Here is a 13,005-nt window from a genome sequence, read left to right on the forward strand (position 1 = left end):
GTCCTTAGGATAAAGTTTTCAGCAAGTTTTGCAGCTTCAGTCTTCATCTCCTAACCCTGAACTTTGCATATGGGATAGTTAAATTTCCAATGACATGAAAATCTATTCCATTCCATTTTCGGTCCTTTTTCGCTTTTGATTTCACTAGCGAGGTTGAATTTTTCCTTATCCTTGCAATCCAAAAATTATCCTAAATGAAAGTACCTCAAGCACCCAAAAAAGAGAAAATTCTTGAAATCCACGGTCACCAACGAGTGGACCCTTATTATTGGATGAATGAGCGGGAAAACCCGGAAGTCATTTCCTACCTGAATGAAGAAAATGCCTACCTCGAGGAAATCATGAAGCCGAAAGAGGAATTCAAAAACCGGCTTTTTGAGGAAATGAAAGGCAGAATCAAAGAGGACGACCAAAGCGTACCCTATTTCAAATCGGGATTTTACTGGTATGTGAGATATACTCAGGGAGCAGAATACCCCATCTATTGCCGAAAGGCGGGGAGTTTGGAAGGTCCTGAGGAAGTACTTTTGGATGTCAATGAATTGGCTAAAGGAAAAGCCTATTACCAAGTCGGCGGAACCTCCTCTTCACCCAATCAAAAAATGCTGGCATTTGCTGCCGATGAGGTGGGAAGAAGGATTTTTACCATTCATTTCAAAAATCTGGAGACAGGAGAAATTCTTTCTGAGTCAATTCCACAAGTAACTGGAAACTTGACTTGGGCAGCAGATAATCAGACTATCTTTTATTCCAAGCAGGATCCACAAACCCTTCGCTCTTTTCAGATTTATCGGCACGTCTTGGGCACTAAGCCTGAGGAAGATGTTCTGATTTTTGAGGAAAAAGATGAAGAGTTCACCTGTGCTGTTCATAAGTCCAAATCGGAGGACTACATTTTCATTCACTCCTCCAGTACCATTTCTTCCGAAATGCGATTCCTCAAATCGGATAATCCTTCCGGGGAATTCCAAGTGTTGCAAGCCCGAATTCCTCATCTGGAATACGCGGCCGACCACTATGGAGATTATTTTTGGATTCGAACCAACGATCAGGCTACCAATTTCAAACTGGTAAAAACTCAGGTTACCCAAACCGGCAAGGAGAATTGGCAGGATGAAATCCCCCATAGAAAAGAAGTTCTATTCGAAAATTTTGAGCTTTTCTCTGGCTATTTGGTCACACAAGAACGATCAAACGGACTGACCAAAATCTTTATCAAACCTTGGGAGGCAGAGGGACATTTTCTGGATTTTGAAGAAGATACCTACACCGCATGGATTAGCATCAATCCGGAGTTTGAGTCCGATATGCTCAGATTTGGGTACACTTCATTGACTACTCCGAATTCTACCTTTGACTACCATATGCCTACCCGGAAAAAGCTCTTGCTCAAACAGCAGGAAATAGTCGGGGGCTATGATTCTTCAGCATATCAATCCCACAGAATTTGGGCTACTGCAGAGGATGGGGTACTGGTTCCCATTTCTCTGGTGTATAAGAAGTCTCTTTTCTCTCAAAACGGAGACAATCCCCTCCTACTCTATGCCTATGGGTCCTATGGATTCAGTATGGATGCCTACTTCTCCAGTACCCGCTTGAGCTTATTGGATCGGGGATTTGTCTTTGCGATAGCCCATATTCGGGGAGGAGAAGATTTGGGAAGGCCATGGTATGAAGATGGGAAATTGCTGAAAAAGCGAAACACCTTTACAGACTTCATCGCATGTGCAGAAAAGGTAATTGCTGAAAAAATGACAAGTGCATCCCGGCTTTATGCCATGGGAGGAAGTGCCGGTGGACTACTGATGGGTGCAGTGATCAATATGCGTCCGGAATTATTCCATGGGGTCATTGCCAACGTTCCTTTTGTAGATGTGGTCACTACCATGCTGGACGAAAGCATTCCTCTAACTACGGGAGAGTTTCAGGAATGGGGAAATCCTAAGAATAAGGAGTATTACGAGTATATGCTCTCCTACTCTCCTTACGATAATGTCGAGGCCAAAGACTATCCCAATTTGTTGGTGACTTCCGGCTTGCATGACTCTCAGGTCCAGTATTGGGAACCCACCAAATGGGTAGCCAAACTCAGAGAATTGAAAACCGATTCCCATCTTCTTCTCCTACATACCAATATGGAGGCAGGACACGGAGGAGCCTCAGGCCGGTTTAATGCCCTGAAGGAATTGGCCTTGGAATATACCTTTTTGCTGATGCTGGAAGGAAAAGCTGAATAACCTGAAAAGGGATAAGGAATCAGGAAACGCTGGTTTCTTATCCCTTTTTTACCAATTCCAGCCTAGTCCCAATTGCTGCTCACTTTTGGCGGGGATTTCTTCTCCTTCCAAAACACGGATAGAATCCTGATTCAGCTTGGGTAAAAACTGTCGAAGCACATAAAAAGTCTCCGGAACCTTTGGCACCACTTCCAGAGAATTGATATCCCCAGCCCAATCTTGAATAAAGCCAAATCGGCTAAGCATGCCATTTTCAAAATAACAAATGGCCTTTTCCTCTTCTTCTCTTCCTGGAAGCTCAAGGATCAAGTCCAGCTTACTTTTTCGAATCAGAGAGATGAACTCCTTTGCTCGGACGTTGTAGCTTTTCGGCTCTTCTTGCGATTTGCAGGCTCCCTGACAGATCTCATCCTGAACCGTTTCACAGGTCACCTTTCGCAGCCCGCTGAGTTTTTTGCAAAGCTGAAAATTTTCAATTCCTGATTTCAAAAAGCCCAGGGCTTCTTCTGAGGAAAAAAATGTCTCCAGAGGACGGAGGTTTTTGGAAACCTTGGCCACTTGAAATCTCAAATAGCCCGAGGAATCCTGATAGTCAAATATTCCCCAAAGGGTTTTGGGCAACTTCAATGCTGAGTTGTACTTGGGCCAGAGTTTTTTTATCTCCAATGCCTCCAAAAGCAAGGCCATCATCTCCGATCCAGTCAATTGCCAGCGTAAGTCCATGGTCTCAGCTTTGAGTTGTTGCTTGATATGGGGAAGTATATTTCCTGAAAAATGCCCTTTGAATCTTTCCTTGATATTATTGGCTTTTCCGACATAGATCACTTTTCCGGAGGAGTTCATCATGTAATAAACCCCACATGCTTCGGGAATCTCCCGAAATCTGGCAGGGGAAAAGTTGGGCGGAAGGTAGCTTTCACCAACTCTTTTCTTCAGAGAAGAATAAACTACCTCAGGCTGCTGATTGATCATCCGATCAAAGAGAATCGCGGTGGCTTTGGCATCTCCCATAGCCCTGTGGCGGGCAAGGATAGGGATGCGCTGATTTTCACAAATCCTGCCCAAACTATAAGAAGGAAGGCCGGGAAAGGCTTTTCTGGCCAGTCTGACCGTGCAGAGCTTGGCATTGGTCATATTTTTCCCTTCTTTCAGAAAAGCCGTTCGGATAAATCCAAAATCAAAATTTACCTGATGGGCCACAAAAACCCGGTTTTCCAATAAATCCCAAAGCTCCTCGGAGATCTCAGAAAAAGTAGGCGCATCCTGCACCATAGCTTGATCTATTCCGGTGAGACCGGTGATGTAGTGGGGAATTGCCTGCTGGGGATTGATCAGAGTCTGGTATTCTCCGGTGATTTTTTCTCCATCATGAATCACTACAGCTATCTCAGTGATTCCCCCAGAAGCAGGAGAACCTCCCGTAGTCTCAATATCTACAATGGCAAATTCCATAGCTAAAAGTAGGCATTTGTCTTTTTCCTAGGGATTAATTGACAAAAAATGACGGATTCCAGTTGAGCGGTGGGCAGTGGGCAGTGGGCAGTAGGCAAAAAATAGTAGACAGCTGGCAGTTACACCCTTCTTCCGTCTTCCGTCTTCCAGCTTCGGTCTCATCAGACAACGGACATCGGACATCCTACATCGGTCATCCAACATCCAACATCCGACATCGGTCATCAGACATCGGACATCGGTCACCTTACATCCGAAATCCGACAAAAATCCCTACTTCTTCGCATAGGCTGCAATCAGCTTTTCCGCGCATCGCTCCCCGTCCATCGCAGCAGAGACAATGCCTCCGGCATAGCCAGCCCCTTCTCCACAAGGATACAGGCGTTTGATTTGAGGATGCTCAAAGCTCTCTCGGTCCCGGGGAATTCTGACCGGAGATGAAGTCCGGCTTTCCACGCCGATGATTTGAGCCTCATTGGTATAGTAGCCTTTCATCTTTTGCCCAAAAGCAGTAAATGCCATGGCCATTCGTTCTGCGATAAATGGAGGCAATACCTCTCGCATTTCTACCGAATTCAATCCAGGTTGATAAGAGGTATCCAAAAGAGAGCTACTCACCCGCTTTTTGACAAAATCCACCATTCGCTGAGCGGGCGCGGTTTGGGTTTTGCCGCCCAATTCCCATGCCTTTTGCTCGATTTCCGCCTGGAAGTGCATGGCAGCTAAGGCTCCGTATTTTTGATATTGAGGCAAATCTTCCAATTCCACAGAGACCACCATGCCCGAGTTTGCAAATCTTGAATCTCTACGACTAGGACTCATCCCATTCACGACCAATTCTCCGGGGGCTGTAGCAGCAGGAACAATAAATCCTCCCGGACACATGCAGAAGGAGAATACGCCTCTTTGCTTGCCCTGAAACTGAGTCTGGTGAACCAAGGAATAGGATGAGGCCGGCAAGTAGGGACCACGATCTACCTCACAATGGTATTGAATTCGGTCAATGAGGTTTTGAGCATGCTCTATGCGCACACCCAAAGCAAAAGGCTTGGCTTCGATAAATACCTTTTTTCTATCCAAAAGCTGAAAAATATCCCTTGCTGAATGTCCTGTTGCCAAAATAACCCCGATTCCATGGATTTGATCTCCTGCCTGAGTGACTACCCCTTGGATCTCGTCTTCTTTAATAATCAAATCCTCAACACGAGTCTCAAAATGAATCTCTCCTCCTGCTTCCAATATACTTTCCCGAAGCTTGGCTACTAAAACGGGAAGCTTGTTGGTGCCAATGTGGGGATGGGCATCTACCAGAATCTCCTCAGTTGCACCATGTGCCACTAGAATCTCCATGATTCTGCGGATATCCCCTCTCTTTTTTGAACGGGTATAAAGCTTGCCGTCTGAGTAAGTTCCTGCCCCACCTTCCCCGAAGCAGTAATTGGAGTCAGGATTGACGATTCCTTCCTTATTGATAGCTGCCAGATCCCTTCTCCGCGCACGAACATCTTTTCCCCGTTCGATGAGAATAGGTTTGATTCCGAGTTCGATAGCTCTTAGGGCCGCAAACATCCCTGCCGGTCCGGCCCCAACAATAATCAAAGCTTCGGCATTTCCTACAAAAGGATAATCAGGAGCATGATCAAGAAGAGAACCGGGGTTTTCATTGATAAAAAGTTCAACCTCCACGTTCACAATGACTTTTCTGCCACGGGCATCGATGGATCTTCGGGTTTGTCTGGCAAAAGCCTGAGGTAAATCTGGGGCTAAACCCGCTCTTTTGAGTACTGCTTGCTGGAAAAGCTCAGTATCGTAAGCCTCTTCTGGGCTGAGCTTGAGAGAAAATTCTTTTTTCATGGGTAAGGTATTTATCCTTAAAGTCATGCAAAGGTAGGAAGCGGAATCGAGAAGTTGGCCGGATGATAGGTATTAGTAATGGGTTATTGGGTTATTGGGTTATTAGTTATTAAGTTATTAAGTTATTGGTGACTGGAAATCCAATTTCAATAGACCACAGTCCATGGATTGAAGAGTGGGTTATTGGTTATTGAGTGTTTAGGGACTTTCTTACTGATAATGAATCGGATTGAGCCTGATGAAAAAAAGAAAAAGCCGCAATTTCTTGCAGCTCATTTAATTCTAAATTGTTCTACTTGATACTTGATACCAGATACTTGGTACTTTAAATCACATCAATTCATTCTATCCAAAACCTCAAATCTGGAAGAGTTAGATATAAACTCAGGAACGAGGGCTTTCAAATGCCGTACTAAATCCGTTTCGTTGTTTTTGGTAATCAATTCTTGGAAAAGCTCAATTTGCCCGTCTATTTTATGATAGGAAGAAGGCAAGACCTGGGCGATTTTGATTTTGGGATGGTGTGTGATTTTTACAGTTTCAAAATCATTCAACAATTCCTCGAACAATTTCTCCCCTTCTCTCAAGCCACTGAAAACAATTTTTACATCATGATCAACCTTCTTTCCGGAGAGTTGAATCATCTTTTTGGCCAAATCAAGAATTTTCACAGGTTCTCCCATATCGAACACATAAATCTCTCCTCCTTCTCCCATGACTCCTGCCTCCAATACCAATTGGCAAGCTTCAGGGATCGTCATAAAATAGCGAGTAATATCCGGGTGTGTCACGGTGATAGGACCTCCGTGAAGGATCTGCTTTTTGAAAAGTGGAATCACAGAGCCATTTGAGCCCAAAACATTCCCAAATCGAGTGGTAATAAACTTGGTATGAAACTTCTTATGATTGGATTCCAGGTATTCGTTAAGAGCTTGAACATACATTTCGGCAGCTCTCTTACTTGCACCCATTACGTTGGTTGGGTTTACCGCCTTATCCGTGGATACAAAGACAAACTTCTCGACTTGAGCCAAAACGGATAGGTCAGCAAGTACTTTAGTGCCGATCACATTGGAATGAATAGCTTCCTCGGGATAATTTTCCATCATGGGAACATGCTTATACGCAGCAGCGTGGAAGACCACCTGAGGCTTAAATTCCCGGAAAACCTCCTTCATTTTCTTCTTATTCCGAACATCTCCCAAAATAATCTTAATTGGACAGCTCGGGTAACTTTCTTTGAATTCTTGCTCGATATCATACAGAGGTGACTCTGCAATATCCAAAAGAACCAACATTCTTGGATGATAATGGCTGATTTGGCGGCAAAGCTCTGAACCAATGGAACCAGCAGCTCCAGTCACCAAAACCACTTTACCCCTCAGATCTTCTTCAATTCTAGGATTATCCAAGACAATCTGATCCCGACTCAACAAATCCTCAATTTTGATTTCTCGAATAGCACCTGCAGTAAGTCCGCCATTGATCCACTGATCCACAGGAGGCACAATAGAAACGGAAACATTCAGTCTAAGGCATTCATCGATAATCTGACTTTTTCTCTTGACAGAAAGGTCTCTGACCGCAATAATCAAGTCAGTCACATTATTCTCCTTCACCAATTTCTCCAATTCACCTAATCCCTTAAAAATGCGCTTTCCGTCTATGTTTTTCCCTTCTTTTTTGGAATCATCATCAAAGAATGCCACAATATTCAGCTGACTTTTACTGTCACGTTTGATGGCTTCCTGCGCAATTATCCCTGCCTCACCTGCACCAAAAATAATTCCATTTTTGAGCTGCTTTTCGGCGAAACCGTTTTTCAAATAAAGGAAAATCTCCTTTACCAGGAGCCTGTAGAATATTAGACTGAACAGGGAGGATAAACTGGCAATAATCAATACAGAGGTCGGCAGCAAAAACCGATCGTTTAGGAAATTGCCGTGGAAGAAGTTGAGGAAAAGGAATAGGACAAAGTTGATTAGGACCGTCTTGAAAATATTGGATCCGTCCCTAAATCCGGTATGTCTCACAATTCCCTCATAGCTTCGGGTATTTTGCATGACCAAAAGACCCCCAACCATAAAGGTGAGGCTACCTGCAAAGGCATTGTATTCCTCTATGACGTCCAATTCAAAGTTGAACCTGACCAAATATCCAAAAAGCGAACAGTGGAATAAAATCAGAGAATCCAAAGCGGCGATGATCCACCTTGGAAGGATTTTTAGCCTTGATAAAAAATGCATGGTAATGATATTTTCAAATAAGCAAAATTCTTATTAATCAACAATTAAATTCAATCCGGGTACAAAGTAAGCAGATTTATTAATTTGTTTCAAAAAACAAAGAATTATTTGAGGAAAAACAAAAAAAATGAAAGAAAATTCGGAAAACGGAAATCAGAATGGCTTATAATCCATTAACTACACAATTGATAATCAGTTATTTCCTGTAAACCTTCCAACAGTAACATGACCTTGCTGACTTACTCCCTTTCCCTGAATTACATTCCATAGCGTGATAAAAAGAATTTTCAAATCAAGCCCAAGCGAAAGATTATCTACGTACCAAATGTCGTAAGCAAATTTTCTTTGCCAGGAAATCGCATTTCTACCATTTATCTGAGCCCAACCAGTGACTCCCGGCCTCACCAAATGCCTCCTGCTTTGCTCCCTGCTATACAATAAAAGATACTCAGGAAGCAAGGGTCTTGGACCCACTAAGCTCATATCGCCTTTGATTACATTCAATAGTTGTGGAAGTTCATCAAATGAGGTACTTCTTATAAATTTTCCAAGAGCGGTAATTCGCTCCTCATCCGAGAGAATATTGCCATTTGGATCTTTGCCATCACGCATCGTTTTGAACTTAATTATTTGAAAAATCTCTGCGCCTTTACCCGGCCTTTCCTGGAAGAAAAAAGGACTACCCCGGTGATGGATACTTAATACTAAAAAAACAAGAATGAAGACCGGAGACAGAATCAAAAACATCAACAAGGCAAGAATCAGGTCCAGTGCCCTCTTTCCGAAATGAGGATATGCCACCTTAAAGCACTTTTCTGAATTCTTTTTCAATTAAGCCGACTATCCATTCCTGGTCCTCAAAGGTCAAACTCACCGAACTCGGGAGACACAACCCTTTTGAAAAAAGACTTTCAGAGATATTGCCTCCATAAAAAGGAGCTTGTCTGTAAATAGGCTGAAGATGAAGAGGTTTCCAAAGAAAACGGGTCTCTATGCCATTTTTCAACAATAGCACCCTCAACCGATCATTGGAGAATCCGGTAGTTTCTTCATCAATGAGGATGGAAGTCAACCAAAAATTTGACTCCGAAGAGTGGTTGTTCTCCTGGAAAGTAATCCCCGGAAGCGAGACCATCAATTCCTTGTATCGTTCATTTACCCATTGACGCTTAGTCACCATTTCCTCAAGACGCTCCAATTGGGCTAGGCCCACAGCAGCTGCCATATTGGTCATTCGGTAATTATATCCGATTTCGAGATGCTGATAATAAGGGAGGTCTTCCCTAGCCTGAGTAGAAAGATATTTGGATTTTTCAATTAGAGCAGCATCGCCACTGATCAAGGCCCCTCCGCCTCCACTGGTAATGATTTTATTCCCATTGAATGAAAAGATGCCTACTTTGCCGAAAGTCCCACAATAACTCCCGTTAAACTTGCTTCCTACTGCCTCAGCAGCATCTTCTATCACAGGAATTTGGTATTTCTCAGATATTTCCATGATTTCCTGCATTTTAGCAGGCATCCCGAAGAGGTGCACGCAAATTATCGCTTTAGGCTTCTTGCCCATTGCAATCCTGCTTAGAATTGCATCTTCAAGGATCTCCGGAGAAATATTCCATGTCTCTTCCTCACTATCCACAAAAATCGGAGTGGCTCCCAAATACACGACAGGATTAGCCGAAGCACAAAAAGTAAACGATTGACAGATGACCTCGTCTCCCTGCCCTACTCCTAAAAGCACCAATGCCAAATGTAAAGCTGAAGTACCAGAGTTTAGAACAACGGCCTGATGAGTCCTTAATTTTTTGGACAGCTTATTTTCAAACTTATTGATAAAAGCTCCATTGGTGGTCAATTGACCGGACTTAACCGCTTGCTGCAAATATCTAGACTCCGAATCAGAATATTCAGGGAATGAGAGGGGGATTTTGAAAGCCATTCAGTGGGGTGTTCAGAATGTTGGGAAATATATAAAAATACCCAGACAAAAAGCCAACCAAATGGATCAAAATTCAAAAAAAAATCAAACTAAAACTATGTAATTCTTAAGAAAATGGGGAATTTTACGCTTAGTTGAGATTGATTTTCTCAGGCTCTACAATGGATTTTTCCAACTTTACTTTGTCTTTTTTGGTGCTTTTCATTGCAGATTTTTGGTCTGTTTTAAGAGATCCATTAACCTTCTTTTTGATGTATTTAGGGGTGATTTTATCCAAGCGATACCCCATAAACAATACCACCGCAGAAAGCACAGGCAAGGCCAGATTATCCGACAGATCACTCATGCCTAGGACCAAAGTGATCAAAAGAATCTGAGTTCCTCCAAGAATCAAGGCCACTTTATCATGAGACAACCCCATCCGCATTAAGAAGTGGTGAACATGGGATTTGTCGGCAGTCATAGGATGCTGACCTCTTCGGATTCTTCGTGTAAAAACCCTCGCCATATCATAAAGCGGGTAGATCAATAGCACTATTCCCATAGTAAAGGAAGGGCCAAACTTCAAAAGAGCACCTTCCGGTAAGGCGGAATTGTAATCCATAAAAGCCACCACCAAGCTTCCCATGGCAAAACCTAAAGTCAGGGAACCGGTATCTCCCATAAAGATTTTGGCAGGGTGCCAGTTGAAGACCAAAAAGGACAAAACCCCTCCCAAAAGCGTGAAGCACAATACCGAATAACTTTCCAAACCCTGGAAATAAAACCATGAACCCAAAAGTCCGAGGGTAATCAAGGCTACCGTAGCAGCCAATCCATCTAGTCCATCGATAAGATTAAAGGCATTAGTCAAAGCCAATAGAACAAATGCAGTGAAGCCGTAGCTAAACCAAATGGGCAATTCCCCTATTCCCATAAATCCGTGAAAATCCCTAACGCGGATATCTCCTGCCACTACCACAAGAATCACGGCCACTAACTGCCCCAGAATCTTGTGCTTGGCCTTGAGCTCGACCAAATCATCCCGGAAGCCTACGAAGAACATCAAAGCGATGGCCCCTAGCAAGTAGCGGATATCTGGAAGAGGATACTGCCATCCCCAAATGCCCAAGGATATAGATGTAGCGAGGAAAAAACCAATTCCTCCCATTGAAGGAGTGGTCTTTTTATGAATTTTCCTACCACCCGGTTTTTCGGAAAGATCCAACGATTTTAAAATCTTTATTAAAGCAGGATAGAAAAGAATGCCCGTCGAAAAAGCCGTTAAAAAAGAAAGAAGTAAATAACCCATTTATTGTAATCTTATTACAACCCAAAATTGAGGAAAAAAACCAAAAAATACTCATTTTGCAGAAGTTAATTAAGTTATAAAAAAATATGCGTCTGAGATTAACCACTACATTTTTTTTAACCCTGATTATTAAGTTTAATTCAATTTCTCAGAACATTAGCCCAAATCTTGGATTAATGCAGGATTTTGCCAGAAGAGAACAAGTCTATGGAAATCTTAATGAATCATGGAGTTTCAATTACAAACCACTTCCTATTTCAATATTGGAATCTAAAGCTGATTCGCTTGGAGAATTAAGAAAAATTGATTTAGGCTCCAATTCTAAGTTTAATTTTAGGATTTATCCATTGGAAAACACCTTATTGATCAATACAGGTATTCCTTTTGAGGGAGGAGCAGGCCCTTTAATCCCCTCAAAAGGAATTCAAAATTTGATTTCAGGAGGCATTTTTCTCCAATATGGAAAATTATCTATCCAACTGACTCCACAAATCCACTATGCCCAAAACCTTCCTTTTCAAGAATATCCAGAAAATGCACCCACTCAGTATTTCTCAGTGTTAAGAAGGGATGTTGGGGGAACTGAAAAACCAGTAAGGTTTACTGACCAACCTGTTTTTAGAATATTACCCGGTAATTCAAATATTCTTTTCAATTTCGGAGCATTTGCTACAGGTGTATCCACAGAAAACATTTGGTGGGGACCAGGCCAACTAAATGGGCTTCATATCAGCGATAATGCCAATGGTTTTTTACATGGCACGTTTAGAACTACAAAGCCTGCAAGGACATTTTTAGGAAATTTTGAAGGTCAATACTTCATGGGCAGGTTAGACGGGTATGGAGGCCCTTATTTCAGCGATAGTACAGCAATCACTCTTCTTCCTATAAAAGAAGAAGAAAGTTATAGATATTTTACAGGCATTTCTATTTCTTATAATCCAAAATGGGTTAAAGGTTTATTTATAGGAGCTAGTAGAACCTTTCAAATTTACAGAGAAGATATGGAAGATAATTTAAGGGCATGGTTTCCCATTTTTGATCCATTGCCAAAAGAAGGAACGGGTGTGGTTGAGAATATTTTACTAAGAGAAGATCAACATTTCTCTGTATTCACCAGGTATGTTGTTCCAACTGCAAAAGCAGAATTTTATTTCGAATATTTGCGAAATGATCATTCATTGAACTGGAGGGACTTTTTATTAAACCCTGAACACTCCAGAGCTTATTTGATAGGCTTTAGTAAGGCCATTCCCTATGACAAAGGCGGGTATTTTTATTTAAGAACAGAATATACGCATACGCAGGCACCGATTAATAACATTGTAAGACCAGGAGGAGAAGGAGTCGGAGTGTACTATAACGGACAAGTAGTTCAAGGTTTAACCCAAAATGGAGAGGTATTGGGAAGTTCAATTGGTCAAAGTGGAAATCAAATTAGTCTTGAAATAAGAAAAGCCCAAGAATTAAATTCGATGGGCTTACTTCTTCAAAGAACGGAAAGGGAAGCTAATTTTGAAACTAATCTTACCTACGCTGGTGTAGATACCAAGCCATGGGTAGATTTATCAATTGGAGTATTTTTGGAGAGAAAAATAAAAAATTTGTTAGTTTCTGGACAAATTAAAGCAATAAATACAAGAAATCATCTTTGGAACCAAGAGCTAAGTTCGTCAAAACCTACGCTCGATGGCAGCGTTACCAATTCAATGTTTTCAACCTCATCAAGAGTCAAAGTTGCCTATTTCTTTTAAGGGCAAGGCCAAAAAAAATCCTGATAAATCAGGATTTTATAAACAGAATAAAAAGTTTAATATGTATATCCGCAATGACACCAGTAACCAAATAAGTTCTTATTGACAGTTGGTGACAATCGCTTTAGTAGTATTTTAACCTACTGTAAATTAGGTCAAAATAGACGGTTTTGACCATGAACATTATCAATTTCATTAATCGGTTTCCAGACGAAGCTTCCTGCGTTGAATT

At 42.0% G+C, this 13,005-nt stretch carries 8 protein-coding genes; 2 read left to right on the forward strand and 6 right to left on the reverse strand.

Translation table 11 applies throughout. The features are described from left to right. Positions 1-194 precede the first annotated feature (194 nt). Positions 195-2,237, forward strand: a complete 2,043-nt coding sequence (locus AAA938_RS16730; protein WP_338229904.1) for a S9 family peptidase — start codon at positions 195-197, stop codon at positions 2,235-2,237. 48 nt (positions 2,238-2,285) lie between these two features. Here AAA938_RS16730 and AAA938_RS16735 read toward each other — a convergent pair whose 3' ends face one another. From AAA938_RS16735 to AAA938_RS16760, 6 genes are all read right to left on the reverse strand, one after another. Then, positions 2,286-3,689 (reverse strand): exonuclease domain-containing protein, encoded by a 1,404-nt coding sequence (locus AAA938_RS16735; RefSeq protein WP_338229905.1) that lies wholly within the window; start codon positions 3,687-3,689, stop codon positions 2,286-2,288. Positions 3,690-3,962: 273 nt separating this feature from the next. Next, the gene (locus AAA938_RS16740) at positions 3,963-5,543 is read right to left on the reverse strand and encodes an NAD(P)/FAD-dependent oxidoreductase (protein WP_338229906.1); all 1,581 of its coding nucleotides are present in this window, start codon (positions 5,541-5,543) and stop codon (positions 3,963-3,965) included. Positions 5,544-5,878: 335 nt separating this feature from the next. Then, positions 5,879-7,789, reverse strand: a complete 1,911-nt coding sequence (locus AAA938_RS16745) for a polysaccharide biosynthesis protein (protein WP_338229907.1) — start codon at positions 7,787-7,789, stop codon at positions 5,879-5,881. 192 nt (positions 7,790-7,981) lie between these two features. Then, a complete protein-coding gene (locus tag AAA938_RS16750; RefSeq protein WP_338229908.1) occupies positions 7,982-8,590 on the reverse strand; it encodes a sugar transferase in 609 nt (202 codons plus the stop codon). Between the two features lies 1 nt (position 8,591). Further along, the gene (locus AAA938_RS16755) at positions 8,592-9,728 is read right to left on the reverse strand and encodes an aminotransferase class I/II-fold pyridoxal phosphate-dependent enzyme (RefSeq protein WP_338229909.1); all 1,137 of its coding nucleotides are present in this window, start codon (positions 9,726-9,728) and stop codon (positions 8,592-8,594) included. Between the two features lie 130 nt (positions 9,729-9,858). Then, the gene (locus AAA938_RS16760) at positions 9,859-10,878 is read right to left on the reverse strand and encodes an MraY family glycosyltransferase (protein WP_338229910.1); all 1,020 of its coding nucleotides are present in this window, start codon (positions 10,876-10,878) and stop codon (positions 9,859-9,861) included. Between the two features lie 317 nt (positions 10,879-11,195). On the opposite strand from AAA938_RS16760, the gene AAA938_RS16765 reads away from it, so the two are divergent. Next, entirely contained in the window at positions 11,196-12,773 is a 1,578-nt protein-coding gene (locus AAA938_RS16765) for a capsule assembly Wzi family protein (RefSeq protein ID WP_338229912.1), read from the forward strand. The last annotated feature ends 232 nt before the right edge of the window (positions 12,774-13,005 follow it).

Origin of the sequence: Algoriphagus taiwanensis, assembly GCF_036245645.1 — a bacterium.
GTDB lineage: Bacteria > Bacteroidota > Bacteroidia > Cytophagales > Cyclobacteriaceae > Algoriphagus > Algoriphagus taiwanensis.

Bases quoted from the DNA above. Each gene is read 5' to 3' on its own strand.
- AAA938_RS16765 (WP_338229912.1), top strand. From the start codon at position 11,196: ATGCAGGATTTTGCCAGAAGAGAACAAGTCTATGGAAATCTTAATGAA.
- AAA938_RS16745 (WP_338229907.1), bottom strand. From the start codon at position 7,789: ATGCATTTTTTATCAAGGCTAAAAATCCTTCCAAGGTGGATCATCGCC.
- AAA938_RS16730 (WP_338229904.1), top strand. From the start codon at position 195: ATGAAAGTACCTCAAGCACCCAAAAAAGAGAAAATTCTTGAAATCCAC.
- AAA938_RS16760 (WP_338229910.1), bottom strand. From the start codon at position 10,878: ATGGGAGGAATTGGTTTTTTCCTCGCTACATCTATATCCTTGGGCATT.
- AAA938_RS16740 (WP_338229906.1), bottom strand. From the start codon at position 5,543: ATGAAAAAAGAATTTTCTCTCAAGCTCAGCCCAGAAGAGGCTTACGAT.
- AAA938_RS16735 (WP_338229905.1), bottom strand. From the start codon at position 3,689: ATGGAATTTGCCATTGTAGATATTGAGACTACGGGAGGTTCTCCTGCT.
- AAA938_RS16755 (WP_338229909.1), bottom strand. From the start codon at position 9,728: ATGGCTTTCAAAATCCCCCTCTCATTCCCTGAATATTCTGATTCGGAG.